At 71.1% G+C, this 16,757-nt stretch carries 17 protein-coding genes and 1 tRNA gene; 12 read left to right on the top strand and 6 right to left on the bottom strand.

All coding sequences use genetic code 11. The features are described from left to right. A partial coding sequence (locus tag AC156L_RS00675; RefSeq protein WP_484406505.1) for a glycine--tRNA ligase occupies positions 1-1,324 on the top strand: 1,324 nt, incomplete at its 5' end. Between the two features lie 37 nt (positions 1,325-1,361). Here AC156L_RS00675 and AC156L_RS00670 read toward each other — a convergent pair. Continuing rightward, positions 1,362-2,909, bottom strand: coding sequence for a helix-turn-helix domain-containing protein (locus tag AC156L_RS00670; protein ID WP_330879483.1), 1,548 nt, complete (start codon positions 2,907-2,909; stop codon positions 1,362-1,364). Positions 2,910-3,150: 241 nt separating this feature from the next. On the opposite strand from AC156L_RS00670, the gene AC156L_RS00665 reads away from it, so the two are divergent. Further along, positions 3,151-4,602 (top strand): DUF1996 domain-containing protein, encoded by a 1,452-nt coding sequence (locus AC156L_RS00665; protein WP_330879484.1) that lies wholly within the window; start codon positions 3,151-3,153, stop codon positions 4,600-4,602. Positions 4,603-4,679: 77 nt separating this feature from the next. On the opposite strand, the gene AC156L_RS00660 is transcribed toward AC156L_RS00665, so the two are convergent. Both AC156L_RS00660 and AC156L_RS00655 read right to left on the bottom strand, forming a co-directional pair. Beyond that, complete coding sequence (locus AC156L_RS00660; RefSeq protein WP_330879485.1) at positions 4,680-5,576, bottom strand: serine hydrolase; 897 nt, start codon at positions 5,574-5,576, stop codon at positions 4,680-4,682. A gap of 54 nt (positions 5,577-5,630) precedes the next feature. After that, on the bottom strand, positions 5,631-6,716 hold the full coding sequence (locus AC156L_RS00655; protein WP_330879486.1) for a Type 1 glutamine amidotransferase-like domain-containing protein: 1,086 nt from the start codon (positions 6,714-6,716) through the stop codon (positions 5,631-5,633). Positions 6,717-6,843: 127 nt separating this feature from the next. On the opposite strand from AC156L_RS00655, the gene AC156L_RS00650 reads away from it, so the two are divergent. From AC156L_RS00650 to AC156L_RS00630, 5 genes are all read left to right on the top strand, one after another. Next, a complete protein-coding gene (locus AC156L_RS00650; protein ID WP_330879498.1) occupies positions 6,844-7,461 on the top strand; it encodes a YdcF family protein in 618 nt (205 codons plus the stop codon). A gap of 21 nt (positions 7,462-7,482) precedes the next feature. Continuing rightward, positions 7,483-8,730 carry a deoxyguanosinetriphosphate triphosphohydrolase gene (locus AC156L_RS00645; protein ID WP_330879487.1) on the top strand — a complete coding sequence of 416 codons (1,248 nt, stop codon included), beginning with the start codon at positions 7,483-7,485 and terminating at the stop codon, positions 8,728-8,730. A 49-nt stretch (positions 8,731-8,779) separates the two neighbouring features. Beyond that, the gene (locus AC156L_RS00640) at positions 8,780-9,832 is read left to right on the top strand and encodes a serpin family protein (RefSeq protein ID WP_330879488.1); all 1,053 of its coding nucleotides are present in this window, start codon (positions 8,780-8,782) and stop codon (positions 9,830-9,832) included. An 82-nt stretch (positions 9,833-9,914) separates the two neighbouring features. Further along, a complete protein-coding gene (locus tag AC156L_RS00635; protein WP_330879489.1) occupies positions 9,915-10,796 on the top strand; it encodes a helix-turn-helix domain-containing protein in 882 nt (293 codons plus the stop codon). Continuing rightward, positions 10,777-10,950 carry a DUF397 domain-containing protein gene (locus tag AC156L_RS00630; RefSeq protein ID WP_330879490.1) on the top strand — a complete coding sequence of 58 codons (174 nt, stop codon included), beginning with the start codon at positions 10,777-10,779 and terminating at the stop codon, positions 10,948-10,950. Before AC156L_RS00635 ends, AC156L_RS00630 begins: the two co-directional genes overlap by 20 nt. Here the strand turns inward: AC156L_RS00630 and AC156L_RS00625 are convergent. Beyond that, positions 10,940-11,140, bottom strand: coding sequence for a hypothetical protein (locus AC156L_RS00625; protein WP_330879491.1), 201 nt, complete (start codon positions 11,138-11,140; stop codon positions 10,940-10,942). The genes AC156L_RS00630 and AC156L_RS00625 overlap by 11 nt on opposite strands. Before the next feature lie 114 nt (positions 11,141-11,254). On the opposite strand from AC156L_RS00625, the gene AC156L_RS00620 reads away from it, so the two are divergent. Further along, the gene (locus AC156L_RS00620) at positions 11,255-11,839 is read left to right on the top strand and encodes a carboxymuconolactone decarboxylase family protein (protein ID WP_330879492.1); all 585 of its coding nucleotides are present in this window, start codon (positions 11,255-11,257) and stop codon (positions 11,837-11,839) included. On the opposite strand, the gene sigJ is transcribed toward AC156L_RS00620, so the two are convergent. Continuing rightward, entirely contained in the window at positions 11,818-12,747 is a 930-nt protein-coding gene (gene sigJ / locus AC156L_RS00615) for an RNA polymerase sigma factor SigJ (protein WP_330879493.1), read from the bottom strand. The two genes, AC156L_RS00620 and sigJ, sit on opposite strands and share 22 nt — an antisense overlap. A gap of 33 nt (positions 12,748-12,780) precedes the next feature. Between sigJ and dnaG the strand changes: the two genes are divergently transcribed. The 3 genes from dnaG to AC156L_RS00600 are packed head-to-tail and all read left to right on the top strand — an operon-like array spanning position 12,781 to position 15,998. Beyond that, complete coding sequence (gene dnaG, locus AC156L_RS00610; RefSeq protein ID WP_330879494.1) at positions 12,781-14,682, top strand: DNA primase; 1,902 nt, start codon at positions 12,781-12,783, stop codon at positions 14,680-14,682. After that, entirely contained in the window at positions 14,683-15,198 is a 516-nt protein-coding gene (locus AC156L_RS00605; RefSeq protein ID WP_330879495.1) for a hypothetical protein, read from the top strand. A 47-nt stretch (positions 15,199-15,245) separates the two neighbouring features. Further along, positions 15,246-15,998, top strand: a complete 753-nt coding sequence (locus AC156L_RS00600; protein ID WP_330879496.1) for a trans-aconitate 2-methyltransferase — start codon at positions 15,246-15,248, stop codon at positions 15,996-15,998. A gap of 53 nt (positions 15,999-16,051) precedes the next feature. Here the strand turns inward: AC156L_RS00600 and AC156L_RS00595 are convergent, their stop codons facing one another. Continuing rightward, positions 16,052-16,282, bottom strand: a complete 231-nt coding sequence (locus tag AC156L_RS00595) for a hypothetical protein (RefSeq protein ID WP_330879497.1) — start codon at positions 16,280-16,282, stop codon at positions 16,052-16,054. A gap of 134 nt (positions 16,283-16,416) precedes the next feature. Between AC156L_RS00595 and AC156L_RS00590 the strand changes: the two genes are divergently transcribed. Further along, positions 16,417-16,488, top strand: a tRNA-Asn gene (locus AC156L_RS00590). The last annotated feature ends 269 nt before the right edge of the window (positions 16,489-16,757 follow it).

The raw sequence follows: 16,757 nt of genomic DNA, 5'->3' as shown, positions 1-16,757 counted from the left end.
CCCGTCCGGGGAGATCTACGGCGGCACCCGCTCGGCCTGGGACTACGGGCCGCTGGGGGTCGAGCTCAAGGAGAACATCAAGAAGCAGTGGTGGCGCACGGTCGTCCAGAACCGGGACGACATCGTGGGCCTCGACTCGTCGGTGATCCTGCCGCGGCAGACCTGGGTCGCCTCCGGTCACGTCGGCGTCTTCACCGACCCGCTGACCGAGTGCCAGAGCTGCCACAAGCGGTTCCGCGCCGACCACCTCGAAGAGGCCTACGAGGAGAAGAAGGGCCGCCTGCCAGAGAACGGCCTGGCTGACATCTCCTGCCCGAACTGCGGCACGAAGGGCGCGTGGACCGAGCCGCGCGACTTCAACATGATGCTCAAGACCTACCTCGGCCCGGTCGAGGACGAGTCGGGCCTGCACTACCTGCGCCCGGAGACCGCGCAGGGCATCTTCGTCAACTTCGCCAACGTGATGGGCGCCGCGCGCAAGAAGCCGCCGTTCGGCATCGGCCAGATCGGCAAGTCGTTCCGCAACGAGATCACGCCCGGCAACTTCATCTTCCGCACCCGCGAGTTCGAGCAGATGGAGATGGAGTTCTTCGTCGAGCCCGGCACGGACGAGGAGTGGCACCAGTACTGGATCGACGAGCGCGCGCGCTGGTACACGGACCTGGGGCTGTCCAAGGAGAACCTGCGGCACTACGAGCACCCGAAGGAGAAGCTGTCGCACTACTCGAAGCGGACGGTGGACATCGAGTACCGCTTCCGGTTCGGCGGCCAGGAGTGGGGTGAGCTGGAGGGCATCGCGAACCGCGGCGACTTCGACCTCACCACCCACTCCAACCACTCCGGTGTGGACCTGTCCTACTTCGACCAGGCCACGAACTCGCGCTACCGGCCGTTCGTGATCGAGCCCGCGGCGGGCGTCGGCCGTCCGATGATGGCGTTCCTGCTGGAGGCCTACCACGAGGACGAGGCCCCCAACGCCAAGGGCGGTGTGGACCGCAGGGTCGTGCTGAAGCTCGACCGGAGGCTCGCGCCGGTGAAGGCGGCGGTGCTCCCGCTGTCGCGCAACGCGGACCTCTCGCCGAAGGCGCGCGACCTCGCGTCGGCGTTGCGGCGCAACTGGAACGTGGACTTCGACGACGCGGGCGCGATCGGCCGCCGCTACCGGCGGCAGGACGAGATCGGCACGCCGTTCTGCGTGACCGTCGACTTCGACACCCTGACCGACCACGCCGTCACGGTGCGGGAGCGGGACACGATGTCGCAGGAGCGCGTCGCCATAGACCAGCTGGAGGGCTACCTGGCCGCGCGGCTCGTCGGCTGCTGACGGACGGGGGCGGTGCGGAGAGCACCGCCCCCACCGGTCAGTTGTCCCGGAACGAGTGGATGCGCGCGCCGAGCAGGTTCAGCCGCTCGGCGAGCTGCTCGTAGCCCCGGTTGATCACGTAGACGTTGCGCAGCACCGAGTTCCCCTTGGCGGCCAGCATCGCCAGCAGCACCACGACGGCGGGCCGCAGCGCGGGCGGGCAGATCACCTCGGCCCCCGACCAGTGCGTCGGCCCCTCCACGTACACGCGGTGCGGGTCCATCAGCGTCACCTTCGCGCCCAGCTTCGTCAGCTCGGTGAAGTACAGCGCCCGGTTCTCGTAGACCCAGTCGTGGATCAGCGTCGACCCCTGCGCGACGGCCGCGATGAGCGCGAAGAACGGCAGGTTGTCGATGTTCAGGCCGGGGAACGGCATCGGGTGGATCTTGTCGACCGGCGCGTGCAGGACGGACGGCCGCACCACCAGGTCGACGAGCCGCGTCCGCCCGTTGGCCGCCGGGTACTCCTCGCCCCGGTCGTAGACCAGGCCCATCTCCTCCAGCAGCGCCAGTTCGATCTCCATGAACTCGATCGGCACGCGGCGGACGGTGATCTCCGACGACGTCACGATCGCGGCCGTCACGAGGCTCATGGCCTCGATCGGGTCCTCCGACGGCGAGTAGTCGACGTCGCGCCGCAGCTTCGGCACGCCGTGCACGGTCAGCGTGGTCGTGCCGATGCCGTCGATCCGCACCCCCAGCTCCACCAGGAAGAAGCACAGGTCCTGGACCATGTAGTTGGGGCTGGCGTTGCGGATCACCGTCACGCCGTCGCGGCGCGCGGCGGCCATGAGGGCGTTCTCGGTGACGGTGTCGCCGCGTTCGGTCAGCACGATCGGCCGGTGCGGGCCGCCGGTGTCGCCGACCTCCGCGTGGTAGCTGCCCGCGGTCGCCTTGACCTCCAGGCCGAAGGGGCGCAACGCGGTCATGTGCGGCTCGACCGTGCGGGTGCCCAGCGCGCAGCCGCCCGCGTAGGGCAGTTCGAACGTGGTCTCGTGGTGCATCAGCGGACCGAGGAACATGATGATGCTGCGGGTGCGCCGCGCCGCCTCGACGTCCATGTTGGCCAGGTCGAGGCGGGCGGGCGGGACGACCTCCAGGTCGTTGGCCTCGTTCAGCCAGCGGGTCTTCACGCCGATGCTGGCGAGCACCTCCAGGATCCGGTTGACCTCCTCGATCCTGGCGACCTTGCGCAGGATCGTGCGGCCCTCGTTGAGCAGCGACGCGCACAGCAGCGCCACGCCCGCGTTCTTGCTCGTCTTCACGTTGATCTCGCCGGAGAGCTGGTGGCCGCCCTCGACGCGCAGGTGCACGGGGCCCGTGCGCCCCAGCGACACGATCTCCGAGTCGAGCGCCTCGCTGATCCTGGTGAGCATCTCGACGGTCAGGTTCTGGTTGCCCTGCTCGATCCTGTTGATCGCGCTCTGGCTGGTGCCGAGCGCGTCGGCGAGTTGCGACTGGGTCCAACCGCGGTGCTTGCGCGAGTCGCGGACGAGTCCGCCGATCCGGCGCAGTTGCTCCTGGGGTTCCTGAAGATCACTGGGCATGGGGGCGAAGATATCTCACAGGTGGTGTCGCCGTGACTGGCGGGGGTCTCCCATGGGACTGATTCAGCCTGCGGTATGCGTTGGGTGATATTTCAGACCTCTGCTACCAGTGGTGTTGATGTAACGGATTGGTAACGAGGCGGGCACGGTTGAGGGGCGTCACGTCAACCGTGCGTATGCCCCAGTGAGTCGGCCTCACACGCCGCTTCGGAAGCACCCCGACGACAGAGGTGAGCATCGAATGACCCGGACCGGTGGGCGGCACCAAATCTCCCGCAGAACCAAGATCGCCTCGCTCGGCGCTGCCGTGGCAATCGCGGCTGGGGCCGTGGTCGTGGTGTCGGCCACCAGTGGCGACCAGGCTTCCGCCGACGGCGCCGACATCTCCAACTTCGTCGACATCACGACGGTCCAGCCCAACGTGAAGCCCGTGAAGAAGCAGGGCAACGCGTCGAAGGGCACCTTCACGGTCGACTGCGGCGTGAACGAGAACGAGCACTTCAACGGCGACAACTTCATCGCCGCGCCCGGTGTCGAGAACGGTGCCGAGCACCTCCACGACTACGTCGGCAACCTGTCGACGAACGCGAACTCGACCAACGAGAGCCTCCAGGCGGCGGGCACCACCTGCAAGAACGGTGACAAGTCGACCTACTTCTGGCCCGTCATCCGCATCGACACCGCGGACGAGGAGGAGGAGAACGAGGTCGACGTCGCCGCCCAGCAGGAGCAGGAGCAGCAGGCCGCCGCCGACGCCAACGCCAGGAAGAAGGGCAAGCCGCGCCTGGTCTGCCCCGACGTCGCCAGCAAGCTCGACGAGGTGCCGGACGAGCTCCAGCCCCAGGTGGACCAGGCCCTCGGAGAGGTCGACCAGGTCACCGAGGAGGCCGAGAAGAAGCTCGAGACCGCGCGCCAGGTCGACGCCGAGGTCGTGAACCCGTTGCTGGAGAAGCGGAAGGCCATCCTCGACCGGATGACCATCGCGCTCGGCCGCGACGGCCGCCAGCCGATCGACTTCGGTGCCCTCTCGCGCTGCTCGGTGCAGGCCCCCGGCCAGCCCTCGCCCATCGGTGACGGTTCCGAGAACGGCGACAAGCCGCCGGTGGAGGCCAACCCCGGTGACGAGCCCGACGAGAACAACGAGCTCCCCGGCAACGACGGCGAGATCCAGCGCCCGCTGAGCGCCGAGCTGACCTTCCGCGGCAGCCCGGTCGGCAAGGTCACCGCGATGCCCAAGTTCCTCAAGATCCTCTACGGCGACGCGAAGATCTCCGTCAACGGCACCAAGAACGCCCGCGACTCCTGGACCTGCGAGGGCTTCGAGGACAAGGTCCAGCTCGCCAAGTACCCGATCTGCCCCGAGGGTGCGAAGGTCAAGCGGATCCACGACTTCCCGAGCTGCTGGGACGGCAAGAACACCGACTCCGCGAACCACCGCACGCACATCGTGTTCCCGGACGCGGCGACCGGCAAGTGCCCGCAGGGCTTCAAGGCCGTGCCGCAGCTGCGCACCACCCTCACCTACGACATCCCGAGGGACATCCAGGTGAAGGGCCAGTACAAGGTCGACTCGTTCCCGAACGAGGACCACAACCCGGTCAGCGACCACGACGACTTCGCGAACGTGATGTCGCAGAAGATCATGAACCGCCTGGTCAACTGCATCAACAAGGGCAAGACCTGCAAGGAGTAGCTCCCGCGTAGCAGTACGCGGTAGGAGAAGGCCACCTCGGCGGCGGGGTGGCCTTCCTCCTGTCCCGGAGCGGTTCCCTAGGTGGTGGGCAGCGGGGTGAGGACGGCGCTGACGACGTCGGCGACCCTGCTCCGCGCGGTGTCCGTGGACACTCCCGAGTGGACGGTCAGCACGGCGATGGCGTACCGGCCCTCCACGACGCCCGCGCTGTGCAGGTAGACGTCGTTCGGCAGGTAGTGCATCCAGCCCTGCTTGGCGTACGCGGTGCGGTCGCCGCGCGCCGCGCCGTCGAGCAGCCCGAAGAACTGGTCGAACCCGTCGGCCGCCTCCTGCCGGGCCGCGGCCAGCGCGTCCACGACCAGGTCGCGGTCCGCCGCGCCCAGCCCGCCGCCCAGGACGTGGTGGTAGAGCCGCACCATGTCGTCCGCCGTCACGACGACCTCGCCCCACTGCGACGGGTCGTCCGGCGGGTGCGTGCCGGTCATGCCCGCGCGCTGGGCGACCCGCTCCACCGCGCCCATCCCGTCGAACAGGGTCCACATCGCGTCCATCGCGCCGTCGTCGCTGTAGCTCAGCGCCCGCTCGACCAGGCCGAGGCCGTCGTCGGACAGCTCCAGTTCCCCCGCCGCGCGGCGGGCGAGCACGTCGACGACGAGCAGCAGCTTGCTCAGGGACGCGGAGTAGTACTGCTTCTCGCCACCGCTGCCGAACAGGTCGCCGGTCCGCAGGTCCATGACCGCGACGCCGAGGTCCACCGAGTCGCCCGCCGCCGCCTCCGCGGCCGCCAGTCCGGCGCCGAAGTCGACGCGGGCCGCGGGAGGCTCCGACGAGGCTGGCGGGGGCGTGCTCCCGGCCGCGGGCGGGGCCGCGTAGGCCCTGGCGTCCGCCGCGGCCTCGGGGGCGTCGGCGCCGGGCGGGCCGGTGTCGTGCGCGAGGAACGCGGAGGAGGTGATCGCCATCATCAAGGCGATCACCCCGAGGAGTCCGATCCGTCGCGCACGCTCACCCACAGTCATTAACTGAACGCTCTACAACCGCCTGATGTCGAGCTTTTCCTCCTGTGCGGTTCCTGAAGACTCATCTCGTTGCACTACGTAACCGCCACCGTGGGAGATTTCGGACACCACTTGGACCAGTTCGGTACCCCGGTAGAGCAATCCGGCGCCGTCGTCGGTGCAGTACGTGACCGGCAGCTCGCCGGACGCCACGGCGGCGTGCACGGCGGGGCGGCGGGTCTTCTCGGAGTCGTAGTGCACGCCGTTGCCGTAGGGGAGCAGCGCGAGCCCGTTGGTGACGACCCTCAGCTCCGGCCCGAACGAGTCGGTGGTGCCGCCGACGTGCCAGCAGATGGACCCGGCGGACACACCGCTGAGCACGACCCCCGCCTGCCACGCCTCGCGCAGCACGTCGCCTAGCCCGTGCACCCGCCACACGGCGAGCAGGTTCGCCACCGAGCCGCCGCCCACCCACACCACGTCGTGGGAGAGCACGAAGCTCCGCAGGTCGTCGGTCGGCGGCATGGTGAACAGGTTCAGGTGCGAGACGTCCCAGCCGACGAGCCGCCCGGCCTCGGAGATGCGGGCGTTGCCCGCGCGCTGGTCGCCGTTCGCGGTGCCGACGTGGCAGACGGACGGTCGCCGTCCGTCCACGCCGGACAGCTCGACGGCGAAGTGCAGCAGCTTGCCGAACTCCATGTCGGTGCGGTGGCCGGCGCGGTAACCGCCGGACGTGGCCAGGATGGTGGGTTCAGGTGCGGGCATGGCGGCGATCCTGCCGGCCACGACACCCGTCGCGCCGAGGTCGTGACCCCCGACCCCTCCCCGGACGCCCGCGCGGAGCCGCGGTCGCGGCGCGGCGCGAACAGCCGCGCTCCGCACCGCGGTGGTGCTCTCCGGGCTGCCGTACCCGGTCCGGGTGGACAAGCCCGTCCGGACGCGGTCGGCGGCGAGCCCCGCCCTCACCGCGGTCGGTCCGGCGGTGGTCTCCGGGATCGGCCTCGGCTCGTCCGGGCTGGTGGTTCTCCGTGGCGTGGCGCTGCCCGACGCGCGGATGCCCGGCAGGTGTCCGACCTGGCCGGGACCCCGCACCCGTCCGACGGCGCGGTGCGCGACCACCGGTCGTCCGCCACCGGCGAGACGGGGGGCGCGCACGAGGGCGGAGGCCGTGCGGCTGGCCGGGGAACACGGCAGGCCCTGATTCTGCAACTATGAGGGCGTGTCCCTCACTCCTCTGGCCAGAATCATGCGGTTGGTGCTGCGCACGGTCCTCGGGGGACTGGTGATCAGCGCACTCGTCGTGGGCGGTACCGCCTTCCGGGTCTGGCAGGTGGCCAGGGACGACGACCGCACGCACGCGGACATGGCCGTCGTCCTCGGAGCCGCCCAGTACAACGGCGTCCCCTCCGAGGTGCTGGAGGCCCGCCTGGAGCACGCCCGCAAGCTCTACGAGCAGGGCGTCGTCGAGTACATCGTCACCACCGGCGGTCGCCAGACCGGGGACAACTTCACCGAGGGCCAGGCGGGCAAGCTCTGGCTGGTCGACCACGAGGTGCCCGAGGACCGGATCGTCGAGGTCGGCGAGGGCAACGACACGCTGGGCAGCATCCAGGCGCTCGGCGTCGCCGCCCGTGAACGCGGCCTCGAGACCGCCGTCATCGTCAGCGACCCGTGGCACTCCCTGCGCGCCCGCACGATGGCCGAGGACGAGGGCCTGGACGCCTGGCCGTCGCCCACGCGCAGCGGCCCGAACGTGCAGACCAGGGAGACGCAGGTGTTCTACATCCGCCGCGAGACCGCCGCGCTGCTGTACTACCACCTGATGAGGGCCCCGGCGGGCGCGTTCGACGGCATCACCCTCTGAGCCCGTGGCTACCCTGACCGGATGAGCCAGCGCTACACCGAGCACGACGCCGCCAGGCTGCTGGAGGAGGGGCCGAAGGGCGCGTCGCTGACGGGTGGGTTCGGCGAGCACCGCACCCCGTACGCGAGGGACCGCGCCCGCGTCCTGCACTCGGCCGCGCTGCGCCGCCTCGCGGGCAAGACCCAGGTCGTCGGGCCGGGGGAGGGCTCCGGCGTGCCGCGCACGCGCCTGACGCACTCGCTGGAGGTCGCCCAGATCGGCCGCGGCATCGGCGAGGCGCTGGGCTGCGACCCGGACGTCGTCGACACCGCCGGTCTCGCCCACGACATCGGCCACCCGCCGTTCGGCCACAACGGGGAGCGGGCCCTGCACGCCCTCGCGGGCCCGTGCGGCGGCTTCGAGGGCAACGCCCAGACGCTGCGCATCCTGACCCGGCTGGAACCCAAGACGGCCCGCGGGCTCAACCTCACCCGCGCCTGCCTGGACGCCTCCACCAAGTACCCGTGGCCGCACACGCCGGGCGTGCACAAGTTCGGCGTCTACCCCGACGACCTCGACGTGTTCGAGTGGGTCCGCGACGGCGCCCCGGACCGCCGTCAGCCGATGGAGACCCAGGTCATGGACTGGGCCGACGACGTCGCCTACTCGGTGCACGACGTCGAGGACGGCGTGCTCGCCCACCGCATCAGCATGACCGCGCTGACCGACCCCTCCGAGCGCGCGGCCGTCGCCGAGCTGGCCGCGAAGCACTTCTCCACCGAGCCGGTGTCGCAGCTGGAGGAGGCCGCCCGCGAACTCCTCCGGCTGCCGGTCATCGCCGAGCTGGCGCGCGCCGAGTACGACGGGTCGCTGGGCGCGCAGGTGGCGCTGAAGCGCCTGACCAGCGAACTCGTCGGCCGGTTCGCCTCGGCCGCGGTCACGGCGACCCGCGAGCGGCACGGCGACGGCCCGCTCACCCGCTACACCGCCGACCTGGCCGTGCCCCGGCTCGTCGCCGCGGAGGTCGCGCTGCTCAAGGCGGTGGCCGTCCGGTACGTGATGTCGGACCCCGTGCGGCTCACCATGCAGGTCCGGCAGCGCGAGCTGGTCACCGAGCTGGTCGGCGTCCTGCTCGACCGCGCCCCGGACGCGCTGGACCCCGCCTTCGTGCCCGCGTGGGACGCCGCGTCCGACGACGCCGCCCGCCTGCGCGTGGTGGTCGACCAGGTGGCGCTGCTGACCGACGCGGAAGCCGTGTCGTGGCACGGGAAGCTCGTACCGGGGCGTTGAGGCCCCCGCGGTGGCAGACTCGACCGGGTCCCCTGCCTTGAGGAGTCCCGTGTCCGAGCACCTCGCGTTCGCCCTGGCCCTGCACGACGTCCTCGCCGCCGACCGGACGGCGAACGCCTGCTGGTCGCCCTACTCCGTGGCAGGCGCGCTCGGCCTGGCCTCCCTGGCGGCCAGGGGCGAGACCCGCGACCAGCTCCTCGCGCTGCTGGGGCCGGGCAACGCCGACCTGCTCGCGGGGAGCACGCCGAACGACGAGGCGGTCTTCGCCGTGGCCAACACCCTGTGGGCCGCGGAGGACGTGGAGGTCGAGCCCGGCTTCACCAAGGGCCTGGCGACGTGGCCGGGGGCCAAGTCCAGGCAGGCGCCGTTCGCCACGGACCCCGAGGCCGCCCGCAAGCTGATCAACGCGGACGTGGCCGAGACGACCCACGACCTCATCCCGGAGCTGATCGGCGCGGGTCAGCTCGGCACCGACACGGTCGCCACCCTGGTCAACGCCCTGTACCTGAAGACGGCCTGGCTGGGCACGTTCTCCGACACGGCACCGCTGCCGTTCCACGCCCCCGGCGGCGCCGTCGAGGTGCCCACGATGCGCCGCGAGGCGAAGATGCGGCACGCCGCCGTCGACGGCTGGCAGGCCGTGTCGCTGCCCGCGCACGGCGACGTGGAGGCCGTCGTCCTGCTCCCGGACGGCGACCTCGGCGCGCTGGCCCCCGACCGGTTCGACGCCCTCGTCGCGGCCCTGGAGTTCCGGCAGGTCGAGCTGTTCCTGCCCAGGCTGGCCCTCGGCACGTCCGCGAACCTCAAGTCCGTGCTCACCCGGCTGGGCGTGGAGAAGCTGTTCGAGCCCGACGGCGACCTGACGGGCCTGACCCCCGACCCGCGCGTGCTGGTCGACGAGGTCGTCCACGAGGCCGTGCTGAAGGTCGACGAGGAAGGCCTCGAAGGCGCCGCCGCGACCGCCGTGGTGTTCCGGTCGGTCGCGTTCGAGGGTTACGTCGAGCCGCACACCGTGCGCGTCGACCGCCCGCACCTGTTCCTGGTGCGCCACGCGCGCACCGGGGCCGTCTACTTCCTCGCCCAGGTCGTAGATCCATCCTGACTGGTGATCAAGTCGTCCTTCGATAGTGGGGTTTCGGGCCCCAAAGGGCGAAAAGGCTGATCAGACGGCCTAGCGTCACAGCATGACGAGCACGGACTCCACGGCGTCCAGTCGGGAACTGGGCGAGGAGCTGCGGCGGCTGCGGGGCCTGACGGGCTTGGACGGCGCCCTGCTGGCCGACCGGCTCGGCTGGCACGCGACCACGCTCACGCAGGTGGAACTCGGGCGGGCGCGCATCGGCGAACTGGACCTGCTGCGCCTGCTCGTCCACTGCGGTCTGGAGCGGACGGCGATCGACGGGTTCGTCGTGCGCCACCAGTCGGCGGTCGAGCCCTACCTGTCCCGGCCCGGCTGCGACCGGCTGCCGGAGAACCTGCGCGCCCTCACGCTCGCCGAGGCGGCGGCGGAGGCCATCACCAGCTTCGACCTCGCGACCATCCCCGGCCTGCTCCAGACCGAGGACTACGCGCGGGCGCTGCTCAGCCAGCTCGGGCTCACCGCGCCGGACGAGATCACCCCCGCCGTGCGGGCCAGGATCGGCCGCCAGGCGATGCTGCGGCCGTACTCGGGGCCGTACTGCACGTTCTACATCCACGAGAACGCGCTGCGGATGAAGGTCGGCTGCGACCAGGTGATGGAGGACCAGCTGCTGCGGCTGATCTTCCAGGCCACCAGCCCCCGCTGCGTCATCCGGATCGTGCCCGCCTCCGTCGGCGGCGCGGGCGCGCTCAGCGCCGGGTGCAAGCTCATCGAGTACCGCGACACGGTCCCGCTGGTCTACACCGAGACCGAGATGACCAGGTCGTTCTCCACCGAGCCGCAGGCCATCGCCCGCAGCCAGCTCATCTTCGAGCGCCTGGCCGTCTTCTCGATCCCGCGGCAGGCGTCGCGCACGCTGATGATGGAGTACATGGCCGAGTACGACCGGCCTCGGGAGGGCGACGATGACCCGGAGCTGGCGTAAGAGCAGCCGCAGCGGCGGCATCGCGGACAGCGACTGCGTCGAGGTGTCCTTCGCGGACGACGTCGCCGTCCGCGACTCGAAGAACGCGCCGGGGCCGGTGCTCGTGTTCCCGGCCGCGCGGTGGCGCTCCTTCCTGCGCCGCGTCAGCCGGTAGTCGCGTCCGGCATCCTCAGGTGCAGCCGCATCCCCTGGCCGCGTTCGCCGGGCAGCGCGCACAGCAGCAGCGTTCCGGACTTCCCGTGGCGCACCTGCACCGCGCACGAGTCGCCCGCCAGCAGCGTGCCCGCCAGGAGTCCGGCGGCTTCGGGGTCGAGCTCGAGGGTGAAGCCCTTCGACATGGTCATGGCTGGACCGTAGGGCTTTCCCACCGGTCTCATCAGTCACCCGGTGGTGTCACGTTCGGCGTGGCGGCCTCGTCCGAGGTGGTGGAAGCCACCCCGTCGAGCGAGGAGCGACACGTGCCCAGGATCCCCGCGGTGCAGGAGAAGAACGCGAACTGGCTGGTCAAGGCCGCCTACCGGTACTCGCGCAAGCGGTTCGGGGCGGTGCTGGAGCCGCTGGCGGTCCTCGCGCACCACCGCGGCGTGCTGCTCGTGAACAGCGGTCACGAACTCGGCGTGCAGCGCGTGTCGCGGGCGCTGCCGCCCGCGCTGGGCGAACTGGTCCTCTACCGGACGGCCGTGCGGCTGGGCTGCTCGTGGTGCGTCGACTTCGGCACGATGCTCCAGAAGCACGAGGGCCTCGACACCGACCGGCTCGTCGAGATCCACGACTACCCCACGTCGTCGAAGTACACCGAGCTGGAGAAGCTGGCCCTCGCGTACGCCGACGCGATGACCGACACCCCGGTCGCGGTCACCGACGAGCAGGTGGCCGAGCTGGTGGAGCGGCTGGGGCACAGGGGCGTCGTCGAGCTGACCTACCTGATCGCGGTGGAGAACCAGCGCGGCCGGGCCAACGCCGCGTTCGGCATCACCGACCAGGGCTTCACCTCCGGTGACGCCTGCCGGGTCCCCGACCGTCAGGCCCCGAACGGCACGTGACCGATCTTGTCCGGGTTGGCCACGTCGTAGATCCCGACGACCAGGCCGTCGCGCACCACCAGGGCGTCCACCCGGCGGGGGAGCACCAGCCCGGTGCCCTCTCCGGGGGAGTCCGGGATGGCCAGCCCGAGGTCGCCGTTCACCAGCGCCACGACCCCCACCCGCGCGGGGTCGATCCGGTACTTGGCGACCAGGCCGAGCAGGAAGCGCGCCACCTTGTCCGCGCCCACGATCCGGTTGACCGCCGTGCGGACCTTGCCGCCGCCGTCGCCGACCACCACGGCGTCCGGGTGCAGCACGTCGAGCACGGCCCGCACGTCACCCGTCGCCAGCGCCGCGAGGAACCGCTCCAGCACCACCCGCTGCTCGGACAGCGCGACCCTCGGCGGCGGGTCCGCGTCGGCCAGCGCCCTGCGACCCCGTGACGCGTGCTGCCGAGCCGTCGGCACCGCGCAGCCCAGCGCTTCGGCGATCTCGTCGAACGGCATCGCGAACGCGTCGTGCAGCACGAACGCGACCCGCTGCTCGGGGGTGAGCCGGTCGAGCACCACCAGAGCCGCCAACCGCACGTCGTCGTCGCGCACCACGACGTCCAGCGGGTCGTCACCGGTCGAGGTGAGCGACGTCACCACGGGTTCCGGCAGCCACGACCCGACGTAGGACTCGCGCCGCACGGCCGCCGACCGCAGCCGGTCCAGGCAGATCCGGCCGACCACCGTCGTCAGCCAGCCGCGCAGGTCGCGGATGTCGGCGCGGGCCTGTTCCGACAACCCGGTCAGGCGGAACCACGACTCCTGCACCGCGTCCTCGGCGTCGGCCACGCTGCTGGTCAACCGGTACGCCACGCCGATCAGGTGCGCGCGGTGCTCGGTGAACGTCCTCGCCAGCAACTGGTCGGCAGCGGTCACGAGCACCAGTGTGCCAGCACTAGACTCGACGACGTGGCAGGACGCATCCGTGAAAGCGACATCGCGCTGGTGCGTGACCGCAGCCGAATCGACGAGGTCGTCGGCGACCACGTCTCGCTGCGCAACGCGGGCGGCGGCTCGCTGAAGGGCCTGTGCCCGTTCCACGACGAGAAGTCGCCGTCGTTCAACGTCCGGCCGTCGCACGGCACCTACCACTGCTTCGGCTGTGGCGAGGGCGGCGACGTGATCAAGTTCGTCATGAAGGTCGACCACCTCGGCTTCATCGAGGCGGTCGAGCGCCTGGCGGACCGCGTGGGCGTCACGCTGGTCTACGAGGGCGGCGGCTCCGCCGTCCAGCGCGACCGCGGCACCCGCACCCGGATGATCGAGGCGCACCGCGCCGCCGCCGACTACTACCTCGAACAGCTCCGCTCGCCGGACGCGCTGAAGGCGCGGGAGTTCCTGGCCGAGCGAGGCTTCGACGAGGCCGCCGCGGCGATGTTCGGCTGCGGTTTCGCGCCCAGCGGCTGGGACAAGCTGACCAAGCACCTCCTCGGCCGCGGCTTCGAACTCGACGAACTGCTCAAGGCGCAGCTCGTCAAGGAGGGCCGCCAGGGTCCGATCGACCGGTTCCACCGCAGGCTGCTGTGGCCGATCCGCGACATCAGCGGCGACGTCGTCGGCTTCGGCGCGCGGCGGATCTTCGACGACGACCCGATCCAGGCGAAGTACCTCAACACCAGCGAGAGCCCGATCTACAAGAAGTCCCACGTCCTCTTCGGCCTCGACCTGGCGAAGAAGGAGATCGCGCGGCGGCACCAGGTCGTGGTGGTCGAGGGCTACACCGACGTGATGGCCATGCACCTCGCGGGCGTGCCGACGGCCGTGGCGTCGTGCGGCACCGCGTTCGGCACCGACCACATGAACCTGTTGCGGCGCCTGCTGATCGACGACGACATGAACGGCGAGGTGATCTTCACCTTCGACGGCGACGCGGCGGGCCAGAAGGCCGCCATGAAGGCGTTCGAGGGCGAGCAGCAGTTCTCCGCGCAGACCTACATCGCCGTCGCCCCCGACGGCATGGACCCGTGCGAACTGAGGCAGGACAAGGGCGACGTCGCCGTCCGCGACCTCGTCGCCCGGCGCACCCCGCTGATCGAGTTCGCGGTCCGCACGCAGCTCAAGGAGTACGACCTCGACTCGGTCGACGGCCAGGTCGAGGCGCTGCGCAAGACCGTGCCGCTGGTCGCGCAGATCAAGGACCGCGCCAAGCGCGACGGCTACGCCACCAAGCTCGCCTGGTGGGTCGGCTGGAACGACGAGGCCGCGATCGTCCGCCGCGTCCGGGAGACCGCGGGCGGCGGCCCGGCGCCCGCCAAGCAGCAGCGCCGCTCCGCGCCGCCCGTGGTCGACCCGTACCGGGCGGCGATGCCCGTCGAGACCGCCCGCCGCCCGGACAAGCGCGACCCCAGGCTGTGGCACCAGCGCGAGGCCCTGAAGTCCGCGCTCCAGGTCCCGGAGCTCGCGGGGCCGTACTACGACGCCCTGCCCGACGAGGTCTTCAGCCACCCGGTGTACCTCGCGCTGCACCACGCCATCCGCGACGCGGGCGGCGCCTCCTGCGGCCTCTCCGGGCCCGCGTTCGTCGAGGCCGTCAGCCAGGCGTGCCAGGAGGAGTCCGGCCGGTCCGTGCTCACCGAGCTGGCGGTGGAACCGCTGGAGTGCAAGGCGAACGACGAGTTCCGGCACGTCTCCGCCGTGCTCGCCCGGTTGCAGCAGATCCTCGTGTTCGGCCAGATCTCCGAGATCAAGTCCCGCCTGCACCGCATCTCGCCGGTGCAGGACCCGGACGAGTACCGCGCGCTGTTCGGCGACCTGGTGGCGCTGGAGGAGTACCACAAGGCGCTCGGCCAGCAGGCTGTTGGAGGCCTCTAGATGTTGTTCGACAACCTGTGGCGCAAACTGTTCAAGCAGGGCCTGCCCGCCGACTTCACCGGCGTCCTGGAGGGCGAGGAGGCCGTGCTGGCCCACGCGTCGGTCCGCGGCGGCGGGTACCTGGTCGCCACGTCGCTCGGCCTGTGGCTGCCCGGTCCGCGCCGCGTCGGCTGGCACCTGGTCAGCAAGGCCACGTGGAGCGGCAACACCCTGGCGGTGGTCGAGGCGGAGGAGGACGGTGCCGCGGGCGACGCCGTGCTGCTGCGCGACCTGCCCGCGCAGCGGTTCGTGCTGGAGGAGCCGGGCAAGGTGCCCGAGGTCGTGCACACCAGGGTCACCGCGTCGTTCAAGAGCAAGCACCACATCGGTGCCGCCTGGTACCTCCAGCGCAAGGTCCCCGGCCGCGGTGGTGTCGTGCTCCAGGTCCGCCCCGACCCCGAGGCCGACCTGGCCGCCGTCCGCGACATCGCCGCGGGTGTGGCGGCCAAGATCAAGAATCTCAAGCCCTCCGAGTAGTGCGCGCGTACTGTTGCAGTACGTCCGTACTGCTTGAGGAGGCGCACGTGTGGGACCCCACGAAGTACCTGGCCTTCGCCGACCACCGCTCCAGGCCGTTCCACGAGCTGCTGGCCCGCGTTCCGGCCGCCGAACCCCGCCGCGTGGTCGACCTCGGCTGCGGTCCCGGCACCCTCACGGAGACCCTCCGGGCCCGCTGGCCAAGTGCCGCCCTGGAGGCCTTCGACTCGTCCCCGGAGATGGTCGAGGCGGCCCGCGCCAGGGGGCTGGACGCCCAGGTGGTCGACGCCACGACGTGGACCCCGGCCCCCGACACCGACGTGGTCGTCACCAACGCCGTCCTCCAGTGGATCCCCACCCACCCGGACCTGCTCCGCCGCTGGGCCGGGCAGCTGCCGTCCGGCGCCTGGCTGGCGATGCAGGTGCCCGGCAACTTCGCGGCCCCGTCCCACGCCCTCGTCCGCGAACGGATCGAGTCCTCGTGGCGGGCCGAGCTGGGCGACGTGCTCCGCGATCAGGTGCCGGTACTCGATCCCGCGGGCTACGCGGACGTCCTGAGCGCCTGCGAGGTGGACGCGTGGGAGACGACCTACCTCCAGCGCTTGGAGGGGCCTGACGCCGTTCTGGAGTGGATCACCGGCACCGCGCTGCGGCCCGTCCGCGCTAGGCTCGACGACGAGGCCTGGGCCGCGTTCCGCGCCGAGCTGGCGCCCGAGCTCCGCCGGGCGTACCCACCGCGCCCCGACGGCACCACCTGGTTCCCGTTCCGCCGCGTCTTCGCCGTCGCGGGCGTGCGCTGACGGCTTTCCCGCCGAAGGCGACACCTGATCGCCTCCGGCGGACCCGCGTGGCCCTAGGCCCGCGGGATCACCGACTCGCGCCGGGGTGCCTGCCCGTTCGTGTGCGACCGCTGCCCGAACCCCGTCTTCTCCCCGACCTTGGCCCGAACGATCCCGGCCGCGCCCTGCACGGCGGGGTGGTCGGCGAGCCGCCGGTAGGTCCGGACAATCTGGTCGTACCGCCCACGTCCGGCCCGCGCACCCAGCACGTAGCCGACAGCGGCGCCCAGCAGGATGCCCTTCATCGAGGTCTCCTCTCGTGTCGTGCCTGGTCGCACCCATCTTGTCGCATCGGAGGGGGGTGTGTGCGAGCCCCGATCCGGATGCGCTAGAGTTCTCACCTGTCAGGCCGAAGAGGCCAGGCGGAACAACAGAACATTCCCCCTTAGCTCAATGGCAGAGCATTCGACTGTTAATCGAAGGGTTACTGGTTCGAATCCAGTAGGGGGAGCGATAGCCCCAGGTCACACGGCCTGGGGCTTCTTCGTTCCTTGAGCACATCGGCGAGTACCCCACGGAAACCCCGCGCAAACTTTCCGGCCTCAGCCGGTCGCCCGCGGGCCGAACGCCTCGTCCAGCACGTCCGCCGCGCCGGTGTCGAGGATCTTCCGGGCGAAGTAGTTGTCCTCCGTCATCGACACCTTCGAGTGACCTGCCTGGTCCGCTGCCGCGCTCGCGGGCAGCCCGGCGAGGTTCATCAAGGTCAACACCGTTTTGCGT

The sequence above is a fragment of the Umezawaea sp. genome, from assembly GCF_057122925.1.
The sequence above is the reverse complement of the archived record's forward strand: the minus strand, read 5'-3'. Positions and strand labels throughout refer to the sequence as shown.